Source organism: Pseudomonas sp. 8_5_2, from assembly GCF_059295255.1.
Genome location: NZ_CM181238.1, coordinates 4,106,722 through 4,129,937 on the forward strand (window position 1 = coordinate 4,106,722; position 23,216 = coordinate 4,129,937).

21 protein-coding genes are annotated in these 23,216 nt (G+C 63.6%); 10 read left to right on the forward strand and 11 right to left on the reverse strand.

The features are described 5' to 3' along the window. Nucleotides 1-147 precede the first annotated feature (147 nt). Nucleotides 148-1,998 (forward strand): alkaline phosphatase D family protein, encoded by a 1,851-nt coding sequence (locus AC5O5R_RS18895; RefSeq protein WP_172218501.1) that lies wholly within the window; start codon nucleotides 148-150, stop codon nucleotides 1,996-1,998. 57 nt (nucleotides 1,999-2,055) lie between these two features. Here the strand turns inward: AC5O5R_RS18895 and rssC are convergent, their stop codons facing one another. Together rssC and rssB are read right to left on the reverse strand one after the other, a co-directional pair. Further along, nucleotides 2,056-2,538, reverse strand: a complete 483-nt coding sequence (rssC, locus tag AC5O5R_RS18900; RefSeq protein ID WP_009686305.1) for an anti-sigma factor antagonist RssC — start codon at nucleotides 2,536-2,538, stop codon at nucleotides 2,056-2,058. Then, nucleotides 2,535-3,716 carry a two-component system response regulator RssB gene (gene rssB / locus AC5O5R_RS18905; RefSeq protein WP_172218540.1) on the reverse strand — a complete coding sequence of 394 codons (1,182 nt, stop codon included), beginning with the start codon at nucleotides 3,714-3,716 and terminating at the stop codon, nucleotides 2,535-2,537. Before rssB ends, rssC begins: the two co-directional genes overlap by 4 nt. A 270-nt stretch (nucleotides 3,717-3,986) precedes the next feature. Here rssB and AC5O5R_RS18910 point away from each other — a divergent pair, with 270 nt between their 5' ends. Continuing rightward, nucleotides 3,987-4,286 (forward strand): PilZ domain-containing protein, encoded by a 300-nt coding sequence (locus AC5O5R_RS18910; protein ID WP_172218503.1) that lies wholly within the window; start codon nucleotides 3,987-3,989, stop codon nucleotides 4,284-4,286. A gap of 29 nt (nucleotides 4,287-4,315) precedes the next feature. Here AC5O5R_RS18910 and AC5O5R_RS18915 read toward each other — a convergent pair whose 3' ends face one another. After that, nucleotides 4,316-5,023, reverse strand: coding sequence for an MlaA family lipoprotein (locus tag AC5O5R_RS18915; RefSeq protein WP_172218504.1), 708 nt, complete (start codon nucleotides 5,021-5,023; stop codon nucleotides 4,316-4,318). Nucleotides 5,024-5,224: 201 nt separating this feature from the next. On the opposite strand from AC5O5R_RS18915, the gene pcrP reads away from it, so the two are divergent. Both pcrP and AC5O5R_RS18925 read left to right on the forward strand, forming a co-directional pair. Further along, nucleotides 5,225-5,788 (forward strand): HAD superfamily inactivated hydrolase PcrP, encoded by a 564-nt coding sequence (gene pcrP / locus AC5O5R_RS18920; protein WP_172218506.1) that lies wholly within the window; start codon nucleotides 5,225-5,227, stop codon nucleotides 5,786-5,788. 122 nt (nucleotides 5,789-5,910) lie between these two features. Continuing rightward, nucleotides 5,911-6,174 (forward strand): DUF4404 family protein, encoded by a 264-nt coding sequence (locus AC5O5R_RS18925; protein ID WP_172218508.1) that lies wholly within the window; start codon nucleotides 5,911-5,913, stop codon nucleotides 6,172-6,174. A 103-nt stretch (nucleotides 6,175-6,277) separates the two neighbouring features. Here AC5O5R_RS18925 and queF read toward each other — a convergent pair whose 3' ends face one another. Further along, nucleotides 6,278-7,108: an NADPH-dependent 7-cyano-7-deazaguanine reductase QueF gene (gene queF, locus AC5O5R_RS18930; RefSeq protein WP_172218510.1), complete on the reverse strand. Its 831-nt coding sequence runs from the start codon at nucleotides 7,106-7,108 to the stop codon at nucleotides 6,278-6,280. Between the two features lie 68 nt (nucleotides 7,109-7,176). Further along, nucleotides 7,177-7,683, reverse strand: a complete 507-nt coding sequence (locus tag AC5O5R_RS18935; RefSeq protein ID WP_172218512.1) for a cupredoxin domain-containing protein — start codon at nucleotides 7,681-7,683, stop codon at nucleotides 7,177-7,179. 174 nt (nucleotides 7,684-7,857) lie between these two features. On the opposite strand from AC5O5R_RS18935, the gene cinR reads away from it, so the two are divergent. Next, entirely contained in the window at nucleotides 7,858-8,538 is a 681-nt protein-coding gene (gene cinR / locus AC5O5R_RS18940) for a two-component system response regulator CinR (protein ID WP_172218514.1), read from the forward strand. Then, nucleotides 8,535-9,884 carry a heavy metal sensor histidine kinase gene (locus tag AC5O5R_RS18945; RefSeq protein WP_172218516.1) on the forward strand — a complete coding sequence of 450 codons (1,350 nt, stop codon included), beginning with the start codon at nucleotides 8,535-8,537 and terminating at the stop codon, nucleotides 9,882-9,884. The genes cinR and AC5O5R_RS18945 overlap by 4 nt, the downstream gene beginning before the upstream one ends. A gap of 140 nt (nucleotides 9,885-10,024) precedes the next feature. On the opposite strand, the gene AC5O5R_RS18950 is transcribed toward AC5O5R_RS18945, so the two are convergent. From AC5O5R_RS18950 to AC5O5R_RS18960, 3 genes are read right to left on the reverse strand one after another with little or no spacing between them, the layout of a single operon-like run. Further along, nucleotides 10,025-11,266 carry a lipoprotein-releasing ABC transporter permease subunit gene (locus AC5O5R_RS18950; RefSeq protein ID WP_172218518.1) on the reverse strand — a complete coding sequence of 414 codons (1,242 nt, stop codon included), beginning with the start codon at nucleotides 11,264-11,266 and terminating at the stop codon, nucleotides 10,025-10,027. Between the two features lie 60 nt (nucleotides 11,267-11,326). Then, complete coding sequence (lolD, locus tag AC5O5R_RS18955) at nucleotides 11,327-12,010, reverse strand: lipoprotein-releasing ABC transporter ATP-binding protein LolD (protein WP_172218520.1); 684 nt, start codon at nucleotides 12,008-12,010, stop codon at nucleotides 11,327-11,329. A 7-nt stretch (nucleotides 12,011-12,017) separates the two neighbouring features. Then, complete coding sequence (locus AC5O5R_RS18960; RefSeq protein WP_172218522.1) at nucleotides 12,018-13,268, reverse strand: lipoprotein-releasing ABC transporter permease subunit; 1,251 nt, start codon at nucleotides 13,266-13,268, stop codon at nucleotides 12,018-12,020. Nucleotides 13,269-13,361: 93 nt separating this feature from the next. Here AC5O5R_RS18960 and AC5O5R_RS18965 point away from each other — a divergent pair, with 93 nt between their 5' ends. Beyond that, a complete protein-coding gene (locus tag AC5O5R_RS18965) occupies nucleotides 13,362-13,946 on the forward strand; it encodes a PilZ domain-containing protein (protein ID WP_172218524.1) in 585 nt (194 codons plus the stop codon). Nucleotides 13,947-13,977: 31 nt separating this feature from the next. After that, nucleotides 13,978-14,694 (forward strand): glycerophosphodiester phosphodiesterase, encoded by a 717-nt coding sequence (locus AC5O5R_RS18970; RefSeq protein WP_172218526.1) that lies wholly within the window; start codon nucleotides 13,978-13,980, stop codon nucleotides 14,692-14,694. A gap of 48 nt (nucleotides 14,695-14,742) precedes the next feature. Here AC5O5R_RS18970 and sthA read toward each other — a convergent pair whose 3' ends face one another. From sthA to AC5O5R_RS18985, 3 genes are all read right to left on the reverse strand, one after another. Beyond that, nucleotides 14,743-16,137 carry a Si-specific NAD(P)(+) transhydrogenase gene (sthA, locus tag AC5O5R_RS18975; RefSeq protein WP_172218528.1) on the reverse strand — a complete coding sequence of 465 codons (1,395 nt, stop codon included), beginning with the start codon at nucleotides 16,135-16,137 and terminating at the stop codon, nucleotides 14,743-14,745. A gap of 204 nt (nucleotides 16,138-16,341) precedes the next feature. Continuing rightward, nucleotides 16,342-17,340, reverse strand: coding sequence for an FAD:protein FMN transferase (locus AC5O5R_RS18980; RefSeq protein WP_172218530.1), 999 nt, complete (start codon nucleotides 17,338-17,340; stop codon nucleotides 16,342-16,344). A gap of 209 nt (nucleotides 17,341-17,549) precedes the next feature. Further along, nucleotides 17,550-19,013, reverse strand: coding sequence for a glyceraldehyde-3-phosphate dehydrogenase (locus AC5O5R_RS18985; RefSeq protein WP_172218532.1), 1,464 nt, complete (start codon nucleotides 19,011-19,013; stop codon nucleotides 17,550-17,552). Between the two features lie 167 nt (nucleotides 19,014-19,180). Between AC5O5R_RS18985 and mfd the strand changes: the two genes are divergently transcribed. Together mfd and AC5O5R_RS18995 are read left to right on the forward strand one after the other, a co-directional pair. Then, nucleotides 19,181-22,630, forward strand: a complete 3,450-nt coding sequence (gene mfd / locus AC5O5R_RS18990) for a transcription-repair coupling factor (RefSeq protein ID WP_172218534.1) — start codon at nucleotides 19,181-19,183, stop codon at nucleotides 22,628-22,630. 9 nt (nucleotides 22,631-22,639) lie between these two features. Beyond that, entirely contained in the window at nucleotides 22,640-23,212 is a 573-nt protein-coding gene (locus AC5O5R_RS18995) for a peptidoglycan binding protein CsiV (protein ID WP_172285878.1), read from the forward strand. Nucleotides 23,213-23,216: the final 4 nt, after the last annotated feature.

Below are 23,216 nucleotides of genomic sequence, written 5' to 3' on the forward strand. Positions count from 1 at the left end.
CATTTTCCGCCCGTTTTGTTTCGCCGGCCTTAGTCGTGTTTTGAATCCCGGGCCTCTTCGCGGGCGAACCCGCTCCCACAGGCCTGAGAAAGCCCCTGCAGGGCGTATCTACCCGCGAAGAGGCCCGATAAGCCACCCGAGCTTTCGATGACTCCCTCTGCCCCACTCCCCCTTGTACTCGCCGGCCCGGTCTTGCGCCGCCTGGAACCCCAACGCCTGGCCATCTGGCTGGTCGCCAGCCAGCCGCTGCAACCGGCATTCACCTGCTCGGCAGGCGAGGCCCGGGTCGATTGCCAGATCGTCCCGGTCGGCCGGCACGCCTTCATCCACCTGCTGGATATCCACTTCGCGCGGCCGCTGCCCTGCAACCAGCTGCTCGATTATGACCTGTTGCTCAACGGCCAAGGCATCGCCAGCTGGGCGCCGCACATGCTCTACCCCGGCACTCAGCGCCCCAGCCTGGTGCTGCGCGAGCGACTTGACCAGCTGCTGCACGGCTCTTGCCGCAAGCCGCACCACCCCGCCACCGACGGCCTGCTGTGCGCCGATCGCCTGCTGCAGACTTGTGCAAAACCCGAAGACCGCCCGGCCGTGCTGCTGATGACCGGCGACCAGGTATACGCCGACGATGTCGCCGGCCCCATGCTGCGCGCCATCCACAGCCTGATCGGGCGCCTGGGCCTGTTCGACGAAGCACTGGAGGGGGCAGTGGTGCCCGACAGCCAGGCGCTGTACCAGCACCCCGCCAGCTACTATCACCGCGCCGACCTGCTGCCGGCGCAGGCCGTCAACGACAACCTGCGCGAGCGCTTTTTTGGTGGCAAGCGCAAGCCGATCTTCTCGTCCAGCAACGCCGACAACCACCTGGTGACCTTCGCCGAAGTGATGGCCATGTACCTGCTGGTGTGGTCGCCTGTGCCTTGGCAGCTGGTGGACCTGCAGATGCCCATCGGCCTCAACGACCAGCGCCAGGCCCGATATCAGCAGGAACTGCCGCTGATCCAGGGCTTTGCCGACAACCTCGACCAGGTGGCACGGGTGATGGCTCACCTGCCCAGCCTGATGATCTTCGACGACCATGACATCACCGACGACTGGAACCTCTCGGCACAGTGGGAGGAAACCGCCTACGGCCACCCGTTCTCTCGGCGGATCATCGGCAATGCCCTGCTCGGCTACCTGCTTTGTCAGGCCTGGGGCAATGACCCCGACGGCTGCAAGCCACTAGTCGAACAGTGCCAGACGCTGAACAGCCAGTCTCAGGACGCACTGATCGGCGAGCTGCTCCGTTTTCAGGGCTGGCAGTTCAGCCTGCCCACTGAGCCGCCGCTGCTGGTGCTGGACACCCGCACCCGCCGCTGGCGCAGCGAAAGCAGCCTGGCCAAGCCGTCCGGGCTGTTGGACTGGGAGGCGCTGAGCGAGCTGCAGCAAGCGCTGCTGGACCATCCGTCGGCGATCATCGTGTCGCCCGCACCGATTTTTGGGGTAAAACTCATCGAAACGGTGCAGAAAGCGTTCAGCTGGCTGGGCTACCCGCTGCTGGTGGATGCCGAAAACTGGATGGCGCACCGGGGAGCGGCGCAGGTAATCCTCAATATCTTCCGCCACTCTCGTACGCCAGGGCACTACGTGGTGTTGTCCGGGGATGTGCACTATTCGTTCGTCTACGAGGTGCTGATCCGTCATCGCCAGCGCAGCCCGCACTTGTGGCAGGTGACCAGTAGCGGGATCAAGAACGAATTCCCGCGCCGGCTGCTGGATGTACTGGATCGGCTCAACCGCTGGCTCTATTCACCGCGCTCGCCGCTGAACTGGTTTACCAAGCGGCGCGAAATGCAGGTGCTGCCGCGTACGCCCAGCCACAGCAAGGCCGGGGAGCGGTTGTGGAATGGTGCGGGGTTGGGGCAGGTGTTCTTCGACGAACAGGGGCGACCGGCACGGGTTTACCAGCTGGACGCGGGGGGACGTGAGGCGACCGAGTTTGTTGCTCGGGACTAGCCAGGCGCGGAAAATCAGATTGCCTGTGCCCGCAACAATGCAGGCACAGGCTAGCGATCAGCTCCGTTCCAGCGCATTGACCAGGTCATGGAAGGCTTCACGGTTGGAATCGTTCAGGCCCATGAGAATCTTGTGCGCTTCGAGCACCTTGGACCGCACGACATCTTCGTTCTGGTCCTGAGACGGCAGATCGGTCAGGCATTCCGGGCACGGTATCGGGCGATCAACGATATTGAACACCTGGTCGAAGCCCATCGACTGCAGCAACCGGGAAATGTCCGGGTTGGTGGTGACAACCGTAGGCAGCAGCCCTACCTTCTGCCGCGACAGGATCGACAGCTTGGCCAGCAGGCCCAAAGTAGTGCTATCGATACTCTCGGTTTCGGTCAGGTCGATGACAATCGCCGAGAAATTCAGCGCAGTGAATATCTTCTCGATCGTCGCATCCAGCGCCGAACACAGGGTCAGGCGCACTTCACCGACAAACTTCAGTACGAAGGTACCACTCTGTTCGGCGAACTGGATTCTACCGGTACTCATTGAAGGTTCCTGCTCAACACCAATAGGGCGATATCATCCGGCATCTCCCCAAGCGTAGCCAATCCGAATCGTTGACGCAGCCCATCCAGGCTGCCACCTGCTGCCCTGACGATTTCCGGCAAGGCGGCTTCTTTATCTTTGAGCGTGGCACCCGGCAAAAGGTCCAGAATGCCATCGGACATCAGGCTGAGGCTGAACTGCGGCGGCAGCTCCACCACCAGGTCCTGGTAGGTGGCCTCATCGAACAACCCTACCGGCAGGCCGCGGCCTTCAAGGTAGCGGGTGTGCTCGGGGGTGTGCAGCACCGGCAACGGCAGGTGGCCGCCAACGGCGTAGGTCAATAGACCAGACTCTTCGTCGATCACCCCGCCGACCATGGTGACGTGCTTGCCCAGCTTGCTGTTGATCAGGCCGCGGTTGATGTGGCTGAGCACTTCCGACGGCTTGAACTCGCGCATCTTGCTGCGCTTGAGATCAAACATGAGGCGCGTGGTCATGAATTTCAACAGCACGGTGACAAAGGCCGACGACGCGCCATGCCCGGAAACATCGGCGAGATAGAAAGCAATGCGCCGCTCGTCCACGCGGAAGTAATCGACAAAATCACCGGATAGATACAACGACGGGATGATCTGGTGCTCGAAGGCGAAATCACCTGCCATCCAGGGGCTTTCGGGCAGCATGTTGATCTGCACCTGGCGACCGGCGGTCTGGTCCTCCTGCAACAGGTGCAGGCTGGCTTCCAGTTCACGGTTGGCAGTTTCGAGCTTGTCGCGGTAGCGCTGGTTTTCCAGCACCAGGCGCGAACGGTCGAGGGCGCGGCGTACCGAATGCTCGAGCACGGCCAGGTCTTCCAGCGGCTTGATCAGGTAATCGGCGGCGCCCAGGCGCAACGCTTCCACCGCATCACTCATGACGCCGGCACCAGACACCACGATCACCGGCAACTGCGGCGCACGCTCGCTGACCTGGCGGATCAGTTCGAGGCCGCCCATCTGCGGCATGCGCAGATCGCAGATCACGAGGTCAGGCTGGTGTTCGTCGAAGACCTGAAGGCCCTGCTGGCCGTTACCGGCCTGGAGGACGCTGAAGCCACTGTCTTCAAGATACGCGGCGAGGCTCGCACGGACCACGTCGTCGTCATCGATGATCAGCAGCGTTGCACTGGTTTTCTGCATGTGGGCGAACGGCGCCGATTTGGGTTGGTGCAGCGGTGTCGGCAAGGCAGACGGCCAGCTACGGGAATTCTCTAGGGTCACACTCTACTTGAGTTGTAGGACAAGAACACCTGCCCGGCAACTGTGAGAGCGACCTTGTAAGGCGCAGACGGTACTCCCATCCGCCAGGCGTTTCAAGCATGCAAGGGTCGACCTCGCCGCTCTTTACAGGGCAAATCACCGGGAGTTATAAGAAAGTCGACCAGCGCAACCCGATGAGAAGGATGCAGCATGCCCAACACGCCCTCCCGCCATAGCGAGAAACGCGATTTCATCCGCATGCGCATCGACACCGAGGTCAGCCTGTTGCACGAAGGCCAGGTGATCGCAGCGGTGTGCCTGGACCTGTCCAGCGGTGGCATGCAGGTGCAGGCGCCGCTGCGTTTTCAGATAGGGGATCAGGTAGAGGTGCGGATCGATTCCGACCACCCGGCACTCAAGGGGCTGCATGCCAGCACCGAGGTGGTGTGGATTGCCGACCAGCCGGGCGGGCAGCAGAAATTCGGCTTGCGCATCCTGGCGATGCATTAAGCCTGGGGCCGCAGCCCCCAGGCGCATGATCAGAAGTCGTCTTCGACCTCGCCATCCTTGACCTTGAACTCGCGGTTCTGCAGGTAGGCATTGCGAATGAAGATGTACTTGTCACCCTGAATCAGCTTCTCGGCCGACAACAGGCTGGCGCGGGTGTCGATCACGTCCAGTGCAAAGATCGAGTTGCGGGTCGGCACATGGTCGATGTAGCGGTAAGGTCTGGTGTAGCTGTCCGGGTACTTCGCCACGCCGTCACGCACCGTACTTGGGCCCAGCAGCGGGATGACCACGTACGGGCCGCTTGGCACACCCCAGTAGCCCAAGGTCTGTCCAAAGTCTTCGTCACTACGCTGCAGGCCCATCTTGGTGCCCACATCGAAGAAGCCGCCCAGGCCGAACGTGGTGTTGACGATCAGCCGCGCAGTGTCAACGCCCGCCGCATGGGGTTTGAGCTGCAGCACGTTGTTGGCCAGGTTGGTGACGTCACCGAGGTTGCGGAAGATGTTGTGGATGCCATCTTCGAGGAACTGCGGGGTAACCGCCTGGTAGCCCTTGGCCAATGGCTTGAGGGCATACGTGTCGACGGTGTCGTTGAAGCGGAAGATCGGGCGGTTGACCGCTTCCCAGGGATCTTCCTCGGTGGCTGCCTGGGTGGCTGCCACGGGCGCCAGCAGCATGCTGGCGCAGACACAGGCCTGGGTGACTCGTTCGATCACACTGGCACCGATCCTACGCATAGGTGTTTCTCCATCGAATTTCTAGGCCGCAAGCGCAACGGGTCGCGCTGCTGGTAAGGCCGCAGTATAGAGGCTTGCGGGCTGATAAACAGCTTTACACAACTTTGCTCAATATTTTGTGAACAACTGTTGCACCCGGCCCGCTGTCACAGAGCGGTAACAATCACCGAATAGCCTGCGGACTATTTGGGGGACGTTGCCATGGACGCTGCACCCGCCTTCACCGCTGTGCTGTTCGGCTTGCGCGGCTGCCTGGTGCAGGCCGCCAATGGCAACCCCTCGCCTGCCCCCGGCGCCCTGGCCGCCCTCGCCGGCCTGCGTCAGCGCCAGGTACCGTGCATCTGGCTGGATGACCTCACTACCAGCCAGAGCAAGCGGCTGGCCCACGTACTGCCCGACTGGCTGCCTGGGCACTCGGTCAACGGCGTGCGCTGGCCCGCGCCGAACGCCTGCTGGCAGGCCCTTATGAGCCTGGACAGCGAACGCCTCGACGGCTGCGTACTGGTCAGCGGCGACCCGCAGCTGCTGCAGTCGGGCCTTAACGCAGGGTTGTGGACAGTGGGCCTGGCCGCCTGCAGCCCATTCTGTGACCGCAGCTCGCAGCAATGGCGAACCATGACCACACAGGAACAAGACCTGGCCCGCGGCAAGGCGACGCTACAGCTGTTCGGCCTGGGCGTGCACTCGGTGATCGACCACCTGGAAGCCCTGGACACCTGCCTGCAGGACATCGCCCTGCGCCGGCGCAAAGGTGAAAAACCCTGATACAGCACTGTTGACGCGGATCATGCAAAGCAGCGGCAGGTGGATTACGCTGAAGACAAGCCAGAACCTTTGCCGCTTCGCTGAGGTCCATGGCTAGCCAAGCCATTGATGGAGAACAGCCAATGCCTGCCCGCGAATTGCAAGAGCGCCTGAACAGCTTGCGCGAGCAACTGGACCGCAACGTACCGCTTTCGGAAGAAGAGCTGGCCGCGCTGCACGAAGAAGCGCGCCAGATCGAAGCGCAACTGAAACTTGAAAAAGCCACCCCGGACAACAACCTGGTAGACGGGGTGAACCTGGCGGTGGAACGCTTCGAAGCCGATCACCCCGACCTCACCGCCACCCTGCGCAGCATTGCCAACTCGCTGCACAGCATGGGCATTTAAAGCAGCCCAACTTACTCTGTGGGAGCGGGTTCACCCGCGAATGCCGCGGTGGTGCCACCGACGAATTCGCGGGTGAACCCGCTCCCACAGGGTCTACTGAACGTTACTGGCGAACCAGGCGTTTGTTTTGCGGGCTGATCGCACCTGTGCTGCGATACGGGTTGATATCCAGCCCGCCACGGCGCACATAACGCGCGTACACGGTCAGGTGCTCCGGCTGCAGCAGGTTCTTCAAGTCCAGGTAGATCCGCTCCACGCACTGCTCATGGAAATCGGCATGCTGACGGAAGCTGATCAGGTAGGTCAGCAGGCTGGCGTGGTCCAGCGCCCTGCCCTTGTACTCGACCACCACGCTCCCCCAGTCCGGCTGGCCGGTAACCGGGCAGTTGGATTTCAACAGATGGCTGTGTAACACCTCTTCCACCACCCGCTCCGGGTCGCAGCGCAGCAACTCAGGCTGCGGCTGTTCGTAGTTGCTGATGGCAACGTCCAGTTCATCGATGCTCAGCCCCGGCAATGCCTCGACCCCCTGGGCCTCGACCTCGGCCAACGTGCGCACCTTCACACCCACCGGCTTGCCAGCGGCGGCAGACAGGTCTTTCTCCAGGCAGGCCTGCAACTCGCCCAGCGAGGCGAACACCGTCTGGTTCAGCGAATTGAGGTACAGCTTGAACGACTTGGACTCGATGATGTTCGGCGAGTCGGCCGGGATGGCGAACTCGCCGATCGCTACCACCGGCTTGCCCGACGGCAGCAGCCAGCTCAGTTCGAAGCAGTTCCAGTAATCCACACCCTGCCAGGGCAAGGTCTGGGCACTGACGCCCAGTTCGGCCCACTTGGCAGCACGCGGTATAGGGAACAGCTGCTCCGGGGAGTAGGTGGCAATGTATTCGCTGGATTTGCCCAGCGGGGAGTGTTCGGCAGCGGGATGCATGGAAACTGACCTGAAGGTTCGAAATTGCCCTTAGTCTACCGGTTTTGCCCGCTGCCTTGCAGGGCAAGTCACTCGATGGTCATGGCCCCGACCATGCCGGCCTGGTAATGCCCCGGCACGTTGCAGGCAAACTCGATGGGCGCTGACTTGCGGAAGGTCCAGGTCAGCTCGGCGCGCTGGCCAGGCATCACCAGCACGGTGTTGCCGCCCGCGTGGGCATGGCCACCGCCGTGGTTCATCTGGCCGTGATCCATGCCGTCGTTGTTCATGCCGGCAGTGAACAGCTTGCCTTGCATGGCAATCATTTCCTTCTGGTGCTCGGCGTGCATGGCCTTGTCGCCCAGGTTGAATTCGTGGGGCAGCTTGCCCTCGTTGATCAGCACGAAACGCACCGTTTCACCGGCTTTTACCTGCAAGTTGCCGGGCTCGAAGGCAATGTCCTTGAGCAGCACTTCGACAGTGCGGGTGGCCTTGGCCGCCGGGGCCGGCTCGCCAAAGGCGAAGGTTTGCGCCTCGCTGGCAACAGTCGGCAGGCTGGCCAGGGCCAGGGTGGCGGCGATGAACAGGCGTTTCATGATGACTCCGGGAATAGACAACGGGATGAGGCCACCTTAGTCACGGGCGACTGGCAGCTACCTGACAGGCAGATTACAACTTTGTCAGCTTGGGCGAGGCGCGGGATAGTCACGTATCATTTCAAGCATCAAATCGCCCCCTGTGGGAGCAAACCCTCGGATAGTGGACAGCGCATGAAACTGCTGATCGTCGAAGACCAGGCCCGCACCGGGCAGTACCTGAGCCAGGGCCTGAGCGAAGCTGGCTTTGCCACCGAACTGGCCGCCGATGGCGAAACCGGTCAGTTCCTGGCCCTGAGCGGCGACCACGACCTGCTGATTCTCGACGTGATGCTGCCCGGCCGTGACGGCTGGCAGATCCTCCAGGCCGTGCGCCAGGCCGGCCTGGACACACCCGTGTTGTTCCTAACTGCCCGCGACGCCGTCCAGGATCGGGTGCATGGCCTGGAGCTGGGCGCCGACGATTACCTGGTCAAACCGTTCGCCTTCTCCGAATTGCTGGCGCGGGTACGCAGCCTGCTGCGCCGCGGCGCCAGCCCCAGCCAGGACACCCTCCTGGGCCTGGCCGACCTGCGCCTGGACCTGATCCGGCGCCGCGCAGAGCGTGCCGGGCAGCGCATCGACCTGACCGCCAAGGAATTCGCCCTGCTCGAATTGCTGCTCCGCCGCCAGGGCGAGGTGCTGCCGAAATCGTTGATCGCTTCGCAGGTGTGGGACATGAACTTCGACAGCGACACCAATGTGATCGAGGTTGCCATCCGCCGCCTGCGCCTGAAGATCGACGACCCACACCCCGACAAGCTGATCCACACCGTGCGCGGCATGGGCTACGTGCTCGAAGAGCGCACCGAATGATACGCCGGGTGTCCCTCGGCAGCCGCCTGGCGCTGCTGTTCGCCGCCTGCACCGCCGCCGTCTCGCTGGGCGCCGGTCTGTTGTTCAACCGGGCCAGCGAGCAGCACTTCGTCGAACTGGACCAGCAACTGCTGGACTCGCGTCTGTCGCTGTTTCGCACTCAATTGGCCGGCCTTGCCGCCGTCACCGAGCTGCAGGCCCGCTTGCCTGCCCTGCGCAATGAGCTCAGCCACCAGGCCGACCTGGCGCTGCGCATCAGTGGCAGCGACGGCGCCACCTGGTTCGAAAGCCGCAGCGGTCTGCCGCCGGCGCCAGCCGCCGGGCTTGCCACCTTGCACACCCCTGGTACCGACTACCGCAGCCTGGCCGTACGCCTGGCACAGGATAGCCCGCAGTCACCGCAGCTGACCCTGTACCTCGATATCACCCACCATCAGCACTTCCTGCAAGGCATGCAGCGCCTGATCTGGCTGACCGTCGGCCTGTCGGCGCTGGCCACGGCGCTGCTCGGGGCCTGGGCCGTGCGCAGCGGGCTGCGCCCTTTGCGACAGATGGGCCAGGTGGCTGCCAGCGTGTCGGCCCGCTCGCTCACTACCCGCCTGCCGGTGGCGCAGATGCCCGAAGAGCTTGCCGAGCTGGCGACCAGCATGAATGCCATGCTGCAGCGTCTGGACGACGCCTTCCAGCGGCTTTCGGCATTCTCGGCCGACATCGCCCACGAACTGCGCACGCCGCTGTCCAACCTGCTGACCCACACCCAGGTCACCCTCACCCGCCCGCGCAGCCTCGAGGAATACCGCGAGGCACTGCATGGCAACCTCGAAGAGCTGCAGTGGATGGCACAGATGATCAACGACATGCTGTTCCTGGCCAAGGCCGACCATGGCCTGCTGGTGCCTGGTCAAGCGCCACTGGCATTGCATGAAGAGGTGGATGCACTGCTTGAATATTACGCGCCGCTGGCCGAGGACAGCGATGTGCAGATGCTCCGCGAGGGTGAGGCCCTGCTGCAGGGCGACCGGCATATGCTGCGCCGTGCGCTGTCCAATCTGCTCGACAATGCCTTGCGGTTCACACCGGCCGGTGGGCAGATACGGGTGACGCTGGAGGCGGGGCCGAAGATCAGCGTGGCCAATACCGGGGGGTCCATTGAAGCGGCGGCGTTACCGCGATTGTTCGACCGCTTCTACCGGGTCGACCCTGCGCGACGGGAAGGTAGCAGCGAGCATGCGGGGCTGGGGCTGGCGATCACCCGGTCGATCGTGCAGGCGCATGGCGGGAGCATTCGGGCGGAGTGTGAGGGTGGCTGGACGCGGTTTGTGATCGGGTTCAGCCAGGATCGGTGAATCGGGGCTGCTTCGCAGCCCATCGCGACACAAGGCCGCTCCTACAAGGGGCCGCGTATTTGCAGACTTGCGCGATTCCTGTAGGAGCGGCCTTGTGTCGCGAAAGGGGCGCAAAGCGCCCCCAAAATCTCAGGTAAACATCAGACCGCCAGGCCAATCGCCGGCTGCACCTGCGACGCCCGGTAGGCCGGGTAAATGGTCGCCAGGAAACTCATCACCAGGCCAGCACTGCAGATAATTGCCACATCGCCCCACTGCAACTGCGACGGCAGGCTGCTGATGAAGTACACATCCGAAGTGAAGATGTGCTGCCCGCTCACCCGCTCCAGCCAACCGACGATCTGGCTGACGTTGAACGCCGCAATCACCCCCAGCACCCCGCCAATCAGCGTGCCGACAACACCGATCAGGCTGCCCTGGACCATGAACGTGCCCATGATCTGCGCCGGTGTGGCGCCCAGGGTACGCAGAATGGCAATGTCCGGCCCCTTGTCGTTCACCACCATCACCAGGGTGGCGATGATGTTGAACGCCGCCACCGCGATGATCATCATCAGCAGCAGGCCGATCATGGTCTTTTCCATTTTCATCGCGCTGAACAGGCTGCCCTGGGTGTGCGACCAGTCGTCAGCGCGGTAGGCGTCACCCAACCCGGCGACAATCGCTTTGGACACCTGCGGCGCGGCGTAAAGGTCGTGCAGCTTCAGGCGCACGCCCTGCACCTGGCCCGGCGCCCAGCGCTGCATCTCACCGGCATCGGCCATGTGGATGTAGGCTTGCGAGCCATCCAGCTCGGCCCCCACCTTGAAAATGCCGACCACGGTCAGGCGCTGCATGCGCGGGGTAATGCCGCCCGGCTCCTTGCTGATTTCGGGCACGATAAGGGTCAGCTTGTCGCCGGTGTTGAGGCGGAAGCGCCGTGCCGTCAGCTCGCCGATGACCACGCCGAACTCACCCGGCTGCAGGGCCTGCAGGCGACCCTGGACAATGTGCTGGCCGACGATCGAGACCTTGCCCTCCTCGTCCGGGTCGATACCGCTCACCTGAATCGGCTGCATCGCACCTTTGTAAGACAGCATGCCTTCCATTTCGGTAATCGGCGCTGCCGCCATCACCGCCGGGTTGCGCATGGCCTGCTCGGCCACTTTGCGCCAGTCGTCCAGCGGCTGCGCGCCAAGGATGGCGGCATGCGGCACCAGGCCGAGAATGCGCGAGCTCATTTCACGCTGGAAGCCGTTCATTACCGACAGCACCACGATCATCGCCAGCACGCCCAGCGACAGGCCGATCATCGAGGTCATCGAGATGAACGAGATGAAGTGGTTGCGGCGCTTGGCTCGGGTGTAGCGCGCGCCGATGAAGATGGGCAAGGGTCTGAACATGTACGAAACACCCAATGAAAACAGGAAAACGGGGCGGCAACTGCTGCCCCGTGCAGTCGATCAGATGGCGACCAGGTGGCCGTCGTCGAGCTTCAGCACACGGTCCATCTTGCGCGCCAGGACAAGGTCGTGGGTGACCACCAGGAACGCCGTGCGCGAGGCACTGGACAGCTCCTGCATCAGCTCCTGGATGCCTTGGGCGGTATGGTGGTCGAGGTTGCCGGTCGGCTCGTCGAGCATTACCAGGCCGGGCCGGTTGACCAGCGCCCGGGCAATCGCCACACGCTGGCGCTCACCGCCGGACAACTCGGCCGGTTTGTGGTTGAGGCGGTGGCCCAGGCCCACACGCTTGAGCAGCGCCTCGGCACGTTCACGGGCCTCGGGGATGGGTGTGCGGCCGATCAGCAGCGGCATGCACACGTTCTCGATGGCGGTGAATTCCGGCAACAGGTGGTGGAACTGGTAGACAAAGCCCAGCTCGCGGTTGCGCAGCAGGCCACGGGCGCGCTCGCCCAGCGCCGACAGCTCTTCGCCAGCCAGCCACACACTGCCCTGGCTCGGCCGGTCGAGGCCGCCCAGCAGGTTGAGCAGGGTACTCTTGCCCGAGCCGGAGCTGCCGACGATGGCAATGCGCTCACCGGCGTGCAGCTCGAGGTTGAGCCCGGACAATACCTTTACCGACTCCGGGCCCTCGTCGTAGGACTTGCCCAGGTTGCGGCAGCTCAGGACGGCTTTATCACTCATGCGCGACTCACTCATAACGTAGCGCCTCTGCAGGCTGGGTGCGCGCCGCACGCCAGGCCGGGTACAGGGTGGCGAAGAAACTCAGGACCAACGCCGCAGCGCAGACCATGTACACATCCTGGGCCTGGATCTGCGACGGCAGGTAATCGATGAAATAGACGTCGGCGTTGAGGAACTTGTGCCCGATCAGTTTCTCGATGCCGGCGATTGCGGCACTGACGTTCAGCGCAGCCAGAATGCCGACCACGGCGCCGATCAAGGTGCCGATCACGCCGATCACCGTGCCCTGGACCATGAAGATGAGCATGATCTGCCCAGGCGTGGCGCCCAGCGTACGCAGGATGGCAATATCACCGCGCTTGTCGTTCACCACCATCACCAGGGTGGAAATGATGTTGAACGCCGCCACTGCCACGATCAGCAGCAACAGCAGGCCGATCATGGCCTTTTCCATGCGGATCGCCTGGTACAGGTTGCCGTGGGTACGGGTCCAGTCGCGACTGTAGTACTCCTGCTCGCCCAGCTGCTGTGCGATGCTCCAGGCCACCCGCGGCGCCTGGAACAGATCGTCGAACTTCAGGCGCAGGCCCTGCACCTGGTCGGGTTTCCAGCGGTGCAGGCGGGACAGGTCGCTGATATTGGTCAGGCCCAGATAGCCGTCGATCTCGCCCGCGCCCACGTGGAATGTGCCGACCACGGTGAAGCGTTTCATGCGCGGGAACATGCCGGCCGGGGTCACGCTGACCTCCGGGGCGACGAAGGTGAGCTTGTCACCCACGGCGACACCCAGCTTGGCCGCTGCCTTGTCGCCGATCATGATGCCCCACTCGCCTGGCGCCAGCTGGTCGAGATGGCCCTGCAGGATGAAGTTGTCGATGATCGACACCTCGCGCTCGCGGGCCGGGTCGATGCCGTTGAGCAGCACCTTCTGCACCTTGCCATCATGGGTCAGCAGGCCCTGCATCTGGGTGAACGGCGCTACCGCCAGCACCTGCGGATTCTGCTTTACTTGTTGGGCAAGGGCAGGCCAGTCGGCAATGGGCTGGCCGCTCTCCAGCGTGGCATGGGGAATCATGCCAAGCACACGGGTGCGCATCTCGTGGTCGAAACCGTTCATCACTGACAGCACCACGATCATCACCACCACGCCCAGGGCGAGGCCGATCATCGAGGTCAGGGAAATGAACGAGACGAAGTGATTGCGACGTTTGGCACGGGTATAACGGGTGCCGATAAATGCGAAAAGAGGTCTGAACATGTCGGGGCTTGTTCGGATGAAAGGGAACGTCCTTGTGGCGAGGCGCCTACGGCGGCTTTACACTCGGACCACCGCCGCTACCTTGGGTTCGCCATGACGACATTAGACGAAGAAGATCGCCGCGAATACTACCGCATCGAAGATCGGATCGCACTTCAAATCAGCCCCCTCAGCGCGGCCGAAGCCCTTGACCCAGATGTGTTGCAAGATGATTCCCCGCTGTTCAACCTGCTCAGCGAGCTGCACCTGTCCGACTTCGAGTCGCAACACCTGCTGCGCCAGCTGAGCGACAAGGACCGCACCCTCGCCGCCTTCCTGCGTGCGCAGAACAAGCGCCTCGACCTGCTGAGCGCGGTGGTTGCCCATACCTTGCTTGGCGAAGTGGGCCAGCCCCTGCCTGTGGTCATCTCCGAAGGTGGCATCGAGTGCGCCCAAGCTACGCAGATTGCTCCCGGCACCCGGGTCAAAGTGAAAATGGTGCTGATGCCGCGCGCCCATGGCCTGCTGCTGCGCGGCAAGATCACCCATTGCGACCCCCGCCCGGACGGCGGCTTCGAAGTGGGCACCGAATTCATCGACATGACCGACGCCCAGCGTCAACTGCTGGCCCGCTACATACTGCAGCGTCAGCAACAACAACGGCGTCAGCAGCTGGACCAGAACGATCCCGCCTCCTGAGCCCATTTTTCCCTGATTTGAAGGAACGAACGTGACCCTGATCTACGGCCATCGCGGCGCCAAGGGCGAAGCGCCCGAGAACACCCTGACCAGCTTCCGCCAGTGCCTGTCCCACGGCGTCAGCCGCTGCGAACTGGACCTGCACCTGTCGGCCGACAACGAGCTGATGGTCATCCACGACCCCACCCTGAAACGCACTACCGGCCGGCGCGGCAAAGTGATCGAGCACCCGGCCGCCGACCTGGTAAAGATCGACGCGCGCAAAGGCGGCCCGGGCCACGTACAGCCCTGCCCGATCCCGAAACTGGAAGAACTGTTCGAAAAATGCCCGTTCGAGCACTGGCAGCTGGAAGTGAAAAGCGCCTCGCGCACCCGTGCCGCCACCACCGTGCTGGCGATCCGCGAACTGGCCCAGCAATATGGCCTGCTGGACAAGGTCACCATCACCTCCAGCTCACGCGAAGTGCTGGGTGCGGCGCTGGAGCTGGTACCCGACGTGAAACGCGGGCTGGTGGCCGAATACGCCTGGCTCGACCCATTGAAGGTGGCGCAGAACTACGGCTGCGAGATGCTGGCATTGAACTGGACGCTGTGCACCCCCGAGCGCCTGCTCAAAGCGCAGGGCCAGGGTTTGCACGTGTCGGTGTGGACGGTCAACGAACCGGCATTGATGCGCCGGCTCGCTGACTTTGGCGTGGACAGCCTGATTACAGACTTTCCCGGTTTGGCCAAGACCACCCTCGGGTAGGGTTGAAATCGGTCTCTCCGACCGGCTCAGGCCACCGGTCGGAGCCGCTCAAAAAAGCCGGTTCAGGCCATCGTACGCCGCTACCCGATAGGCTTCGGCCATGGTCGGGTAGTTGAACGTGGTGTTGACGAAGTACTTCAGATTGTTCTGCTCGCCCGGCTGGTTCATCACGGCCTGGCCGATATGGACGATTTCCGAAGCCTGGTAGCCGAAGCAGTGCACACCCAGCACTTCCAGGGTCTCGCGGTGGAACAGGATCTTCAGCATGCCCTGCGGCTCGCCGGCAATCTGCGCACGCGCCATGCTCTTGAAGAAGGCCTTGCCCACTTCGTACGGCACCTTGGCCTGGGTCAGCTCCTGCTCGTTCTTGCCGATCGAGCTGATCTCCGGAATGGTGTAGATGCCGGTCGGCACGTCATTGACGAAGCGCCAGCTGCCATTGTCGACGATGCTGCCAGCAGCCGAGCGGCCCTGGTCGTGGGCAGCACTGGCCAGGCTCGGCCAGCCAATCACATCGCCGGCGCCGTAGATGTTCGGCACCGAGGTGCGGTAGGCCTCGTCGACCTCGATCTGGCCGCGGCTGTTGACCTTGATACCGATGTTTTCCAGGCCCAGCTTGTCGGTGTTGCCGGTACGGCCGTTGCACCACAGCAAGGCGTCGGCCTTGATCTTCTTGCCCGACTTCAGGTGCAGGATCACCCCGTTGTCCAGGCCTTCGACACGCTCGTACTCTTCGTTGTGGCGCACGGTGATGTTGTTGTTGCTGAAGTGGTAGCTGAGTGCCTGGGAGATTTCCGAGTCCAGGAAGCTCAACAGCTGGCCACGGTTGTCGACCAGCTCCACCAGCACACCCAGGCCGCTGAAGATCGAGGCATATTCGCAACCGATCACGCCTGCGCCGTACACGATCAGCTTGCGCGGGGTGTGGCTGAGGCTGAGGATGGTGTCGCTGTCGTAGACGCGCGGGTGATGGAAATCGATGTCGGCCGGGCGGTACGGGCGCGAGCCTGTGGCAATGATGATGTGCTTGGCGTTGAGTTTTTCGACCACACCGTTCGGGCACACCACCTCGACGGTTTGCTCGTCGGCGAAGCTGCCGGTGCCGAAGAACAGGTCGACGCGGTTGCGGGCGTAGTAGCCGGTGCGCGAGGCCACCTGTTTGGAAATCACCCGCTCGGCGCTTTTCAGCACGTCCGGGAAAGAGAACCAGCGCGGCTCACCGATGGCACGGAACATCGGGTTGGTGTTGAACTGCATGATCTGCCGCACCGAGTGACGCAGTGCCTTGGACGGGATGGTGCCCAGGTGGGTGCAGTTGCCCCCGACCTGACGACGGCTGTCGACCATCGCCACCTTGCGCCCTGCTTTGGCGGCGTTCATTGCCGCACCTTCTCCGGCCGGGCCGGAACCCAGCACCACTACGTCGTAGTTGTAGACAGCCATGCGTACTCCTTCAGAACTGGCCCGCAAGCCACGGTCGCTTGCGGGGCGCGATCATGCCGCCGGGGCGTCATGAGAAAATTCGTGTGCAGTCTAATAAAGCGTGAACGCCGCGCACATTAACCCTTGGTCGCGTCGTAGGCCAATTTAGCCCGCACTACATATGGTTCACCCATTCCCTGGCGGCAATCATCCCTGCTTGCGCTTTCACTCGCCTTTCACCGCCCGTTCGAACGCGGGCGTAGCTCGGGAGACGAAGCCACCCTCCGCCCGAGTCACCAATACCGCGGCCAAGCCATGCGCCAGGGCGAAATCCCAGCCGCGCTGCGGGCCCAGGATCAGCAGCAGTGTCGAGTAGCCGTCGGCCAGCAGCGCCGAGCTGTCGAGCACTGTGACAGCGGCCAGGTCATGCTCGACCGGGCGCCCGAGGCGGGCGTCGAAGGTGTGCGAATAGCGCCGGCCATTCTGCTCGAAATAGTGCCGATAGTCACCCGAAGTGGACACTGAAAGGCCGTTGACCGGGATGATCTGCCGGGCGATCTGGCGGTCTTCACGGGGTAGCTCCAGGGCAATACGCCACTGACTGCCATCGGGCTTGCGGCCGACCGCCTTGAGTTCGCCAGTGGCCTCGGCGACAAAGCTGGTTATGCCCATGCCGCGCAGGCGTGCGGCAATCAGGTCGACGGCATGCCCGGCCGCGATACTGTTGAGATCGAGCTGTACCGGGGCGTCCTTGCACAGGGCCTGGCCTTTGATGTGCAGATGCTGGTAGCCCACGCGCTGGCGGGCCTGGGCCAAGGCGTGCGGGTCGGGCACCTGCTCGTGGCGGGCCTGCGGGCCGAAGCCCCACAGGTCGAGCAGCGGCTCGACGGTGAGGTCGAAGGCGCCTTCACTCTGTTCTGCCAGGTACTGGCCCAGAGTGACCAGCGCGAGCATGTCGGCCGGCAGCACCAGGCACTGGTCGGCGGGCAGCTGGTTGAAGCGGCTGACGGTGGAGTCGCCGCGATAGGTCGAATAGTGCTGATCGATGTCATGAAGGATGGTTTCTACAGCCGCCTGCACTTGAGCCGGCGCCGGGCCGCCGGGTTCGCGGACATACTGGATGCTGTAGCTGCTGCCCATGGTCGGGCCGCCCAGGCGCTCCAGGGTGGGGCCTTGGTTGCAGGCGGTGAGCAGCAGGAAGATGAACAGTAAGGCTGTGCGCAAGGTTCAGGTTCTCGGTTGCCTGCACGGCCTCATCGCCGGCAAGCCAGCTCCCACAGGTACAGCGCTGAGGCTGAAGCCTGCGCAGTACCTGTGGGAGCTGGCTTGCCGGCGATGAGGCCAGTACAGACACAGTAGATGCCCGATCAGTTCATCAGGCATAAAAAACGGGAACCCGAAGGTTCCCGTTTTTTCATTGCCTTACAAGCGTATCAGCGTGGAAACGCTGGCGGGTTCACACCGGCCATGTCTTCCATCACGCGAACCACCTGGCAGCTGTAACCGAATTCGTTGTCGTACCACACGTACAGGACAACGCGGTTATCGTTGGCGATGGTCGCCTCGGCGTCCACCACACCGGCGTGGCGCGAACCGACGAAGTCGGTCGAAACCACTTCCTGCGAGGCCACGTAGTCGATCTGCTTGTGCAGTTCCGAGTGCATGGCGGTCTGGCGCAGGTACTCGTTGATTTCCTCGCGGTTGGTGGCCTTTTCCAGGTTCAGGTTCAGGATGGCCATCGACACGTTCGGCGTCGGCACGCGAATGGCGTTGCCGGTCAGCTTGCCTTTCAGCACTGGGAGTGCCTTGGCAGCAGCGGTGGCGGCGCCGGTTTCGGTGATTACCATGTTCAGCGGCGCGGCACGACCACGGCGGCTGCCCTTGTGGAAGTTGTCGATCAGGTTCTGGTCGTTGGTGAACGAGTGAACGGTTTCGACGTGGCCGTTGACGATGCCGTACTTGTCGTTGACAGCCTTGAGCACCGGCACAATGGCGTTGGTGGTGCAGGAGGCGGCCGAGATGATCTTGTCATCGGCAGCGATATCGCCGTGGTTGATGCCGTGCACGATGTTCTTCAGCGCGCCCTTGCCAGGTGCGGTGAGGATCACGCGGGCAGCGCCCGGGCAGGCCAGGTGCTGGCCCAGGCCGTCGGCATCACGCCATACGCCGGTGTTGTCAACGATCAGCGCGTTGTCGATGCCGTACTGGGTGTAGTCGACTTCGCTCGGGTTCTTGGCGTAGATAACCTGGATCAGGTTACCGTTGGCGGTGATGGTGTTGTTGGCTTCGTCGATGGTGATGGTGCCATCGAACGGGCCGTGCACCGAGTCACGACGCAGCAGGCTGGCACGCTTGACCAGGTCGTTTTCGGCGCCTTTGCGCACGACGATGGCGCGCAGGCGCAGGCCGTCGCCACCACCGGTCTTCTCGATCAGGATGCGCGCCAGCAGGCGGCCGATACGGCCAAAGCCGTACAGCACGACGTCGGTGCCTTTGCGCGCCGAGGCGTTCTGCTGGCCAACCACTTCGGCCAGCTCTTCACGGACGAACTGCTCGGCAGTGCGGCCATTGCCTTCCTGCTTGAACTTGTTGGCCAGCTTGCCCAGGTCGACCGAAGCGGCGCCCAGTTTCAGCTCGCTCATGGCCTTGAGCAGGGGGAATGTCTCGTGGACGGACAGTTCGGTTTCATCGGTTTGACGGTGACGCGCAAAGCGATGCGCCTTGAGGATCGAGATAACCGAACGGTTGATCAGGCTGCGGCCATAAATCGAGCTCACCACATTGTTGTTGCGGTAGAGCTGACCGATAAGCGGGATCATCGCTTCAGCCAGGGCTTCACGATCGATCCACTCACCAAGACACTGGTCGGGCTTCTGAGTCACGGGAACCTTCCACATGTAGGGACAGAAAAAAGGGGCTACATTATGACGCCCCAACGCGGAACCGGCAATGAGCGCCTGTCGCGGTCACGCAAGCCAGCGTTCATGCCCTTTCGAGCCTGACAGCCGGCACCGTCACCGGTACAATCGGTGTCTTTGCCGCAACGCTTGGAGTGCAATCTCCCGTGTCAGTTCTGCGCCTACCGAAACTGTCGGCCACGGCCGGCAAACAAACCTGGGGCAACCTGCCCGGTGCCGCCCTCAGCCTGGCCATTGCCGAGGCCGCCAGCAGTGCTGGCCGCTTCACCTTGCTGCTGACCGCCGACAGCCAGGCCGCCGACCGCCTGGAACAGGAGCTGCGCTTCTTCGCGCCAGACCTGCCGGTGCTGCCGTTTCCCGATTGGGAAACCCTGCCCTACGACCTGTTCTCGCCGCACCAGGACATCATTTCCCAGCGCATCGCCAGCCTGTACCGCCTGCCGGAACTGACCCACGGCATCCTGGTAGTGCCGGTCACCACCGCCCTGCACCGCCTGGCGCCCACCCGGTTCCTGCTGGGCAGCAGCCTGGTGCTGGACGTGGGCCAGACCATCGACGTGGAGCAGATGCGCACGCGCCTGGAGGCCAGTGGCTATCGTTGCGTCGATACTGTCTATGAGCATGGTGAATTCGCCGTGCGCGGCGCGCTGATCGACCTGTTCCCGATGGGCAGCAAGCTGCCCTACCGCATCGACCTGTTCGATGACGAAATCGAGACGCTGCGCACCTTCGACCCCGAGACCCAGCGCTCGATCGACAAGGTCGACTCGATCCGCCTGCTGCCGGCACGCGAGTTCCCGATGCAGAAAGAGGAAGTGACCCGCTTCAAGGCGCGCTTTCGCGAACGCTTCGACGTCGACTTCCGCCGCAGCGCGATCTTCCAGGACCTGGCCAGCGGCATCATCCCCGCCGGCATCGAGTACTACCTGCCGCTGTTCTTCGAAGAAACCTCGACCCTGTTCGACTACCTGCCGGCCGACACCCAGGTGTTCTCGCTGCCCGGCGTCGAGCAGGCCGCCGAACACTTCTGGAACGACGTGCGCGGGCGTTATGAAGACCGCCGCGGCGACCTGAGCCGGCCACTGCTGCCGCCAGCCGAGCTGTTCCTGCCCGTGGAAGACTGCTTCGCCCGGCTCAAGCAATGGCCACGGGTGGTGGTCAGCAGCGAAGACCTCGACCCTGGCGCGGGCCGCGAACGCTTCCCCGCGCGCGCCCTGCCCAACCTGGCGATCGAGGCCAAGGCCAATCAGCCGCTGGCCGAACTGGCCCATTTCCTCGACCAGTTCCCCGGCCGCGTGCTGTTCACTGCCGAGTCGGCGGGCCGCCGTGAAGTGCTGCTGGAACTGCTGGAGCGGCTGAAGTTGCGGCCGCACACGGTCGAAGGCTGGACCGACTTCATCACCGGCAGCGAGCGCCTGGCGATCACCATCGCCCCGCTGGACGACGGTCTGGTGCTGGATGACCCGGCCATCGCCCTGGTGGCCGAGAGCCCCCTGTTCGGCCAGCGGGTGATGCAGCGTCGGCGCCGCGACAAGCGCGGCGAAACCGCCAATGATGCGGTCATCAAGAACCTGACCGAACTGCGGGAAGGCGCACCGGTAGTGCATATCGACCATGGCGTGGGCCGCTACCTGGGCCTGGCAACGCTGGAAATCGACGGCCAGGCTGCCGAGTTCCTGACCCTGGAATACGCCGAGAACGCCAAGCTGTACGTGCCGGTGGCCAACCTGCACCTGATCGCCCGCTACACCGGCAGCGACGACGCCCTGGCACCGTTGCACCGGCTGGGCTCGGAAGCCTGGCAGAAGGCCAAGCGCAAAGCCGCCGAACAGGTGCGCGACGTGGCCGCCGAGCTGCTCGACATCTATGCCCGCCGCGCCGCGCGCAAGGGCTATGCGTTTGCCGACCCGTCCGCCGACTACGCCACCTTCAGCGCCGGCTTCCCGTTCGAGGAAACCCCGGACCAGCAGGCTGCCATCGAAGCCGTGCGCGCCGACATGCTGGCGCCCAAGCCGATGGACCGCCTGGTGTGCGGCGACGTGGGCTTCGGCAAGACCGAAGTGGCCATGCGTGCTGCGTTCATCGCCGTGCACAGCGGCCGCCAGGTCGCCGTACTGGTGCCCACCACCTTGCTCGCCCAGCAGCACTACAACAGCTTCCGCGACCGCTTCGCCGACTGGCCGGTGACCGTGGAAGTGATGAGCCGCTTCAAGTCGGCCAAGGAAGTCGCCGCCGCTGCCGCCGACCTGGCCGAAGGCAAGATCGACATCCTCATCGGCACCCACAAGCTGCTGCAGGACGATGTGCGCTTCAAGGACCTGGGCCTGGCCATCATCGACGAAGAGCACCGTTTTGGCGTGCGCCAGAAAGAGCAGCTCAAGGCCCTGCGCAGCGAGGTCGACATCCTCACCCTGACCGCCACGCCGATCCCGCGCACATTGAACATGGCCGTGGCCGGCATGCGCGACCTGTCGATCATCGCCACGCCGCCGGCGCGCCGGCTGTCGGTGCGCACCTTCGTCATGGAGCAGAACAAGAGCACGGTCAAAGAGGCGCTGCTGCGTGAACTGCTGCGCGGCGGCCAGGTGTACTACCTGCACAACGATGTGAAAACCATCGAGAAATGCGCCGCCGACCTCGCCGAGCTGGTGCCCGAGGCGCGTATCGGCATCGGCCACGGGCAGATGCGCGAGCGCGAGCTGGAACAGGTGATGAGCGACTTCTATCACAAGCGCTTCAACGTGCTGGTGGCCTCGACCATCATCGAAACCGGCATCGACGTGCCCAGCGCCAACACCATCGTCATCGAGCGCGCCGACAAGTTCGGCCTGGCCCAGCTGCACCAGCTGCGCGGCCGGGTTGGCCGCAGTCACCACCAGGCCTACGCCTACCTGCTCACGCCCACCCGACAGAAAGTCACCGGCGATGCAGAAAAGCGCCTGGAGGCGATCGCCAATACCCAGGACCTGGGCGCCGGCTTTGTGCTGGCCACCAACGACCTGGAAATCCGTGGCGCCGGCGAGTTGCTGGGCGAAGGCCAGAGCGGGCAGATCCAGGCCGTGGGCTTCACCCTGTACATGGAAATGCTCGAGCGCGCGGTCAAGGCGATCCGCAAGGGCACTCAGCCGAACCTGGAGCAGCCGCTGGGCGGCGGCCCGGAAGTCAACCTGCGGCTGCCGGCACTGATCCCCGAGAACTACCTGCCCGACGTGCACGCGCGGCTGATCCTGTACAAGCGCATTGCCTCGGCAGCCGACGAAGAAGGCCTGAAAGACCTGCAGGTGGAAATGATCGACCGCTTCGGCCTGCTGCCCGAGCCGACCAAGAACCTGATGCGCCTGACCTCGCTGAAGCTGCACGCGGAAAAGCTCGGCATCAAGAAAGTCGACGCCGGCCCCAATGGCGGCAAGCTCGAGTTCGAGGCCGAAACGCCGGTCGACCCGCTGACCCTGATCAAGCTGATCCAGAGCCAGCCCAAACGCTACAAGTTCGAAGGCGCTACCCAGTTCCGCTTCCTGGTCCCGATGGAACGCCCCGACGAGCGCTTCAATACCCTGGAGGCGCTGTTCGAGCGCCTGACCCCACAGCCTGCCTAAGGAAGATTCATGCGTGCCATCCGTTGCCTGACCCTGCTGCTGGTGCTGTTTGCGCCAGCCGCCTTCGCCGAAGGCTTGTATCAGGTAGAAATGCTCCTGGTGCGGCAGAACAGTGTGCCCGCCATCACCAGCCAGTTCGCCCCGGAAGACTGGAGCGCCGGTGCTCCGCGCCTGGAAAAGGACGCCGAACGCCGCCTGGCGCTGGAAGATGAAGCCACCCGCCTGGAAGCCACCGCCGACTACACCGTGCTGATGCACAAGGCCTGGCAACAGCAGGTGGGCAGCGAACCCAGCCGTATCGCCCTGGGTGAAGGCGCCGAGCAGTTCGGCCACTTCCCCATCGAAGGCAACCTGAGCATCGCCGAGGGCCGCTTCATCGCCGTCGAGGCCAACTTCTGGGTCAACCAGCTGGACGGCAACGGCAACGTGCTGCAAAGCGAGCAGTTCAAGCAGAGCAACAGTAACGTCAAAGGCGGCCAGCTGACCTTCCTCGACGGTGGCCACCTGGCGGTGCTGCTGAAGGTCACGGCGCCGGGCACACCGAAAATGCCGGTGATGGACCCGGAGATGATGGAGCAGTAAAGCC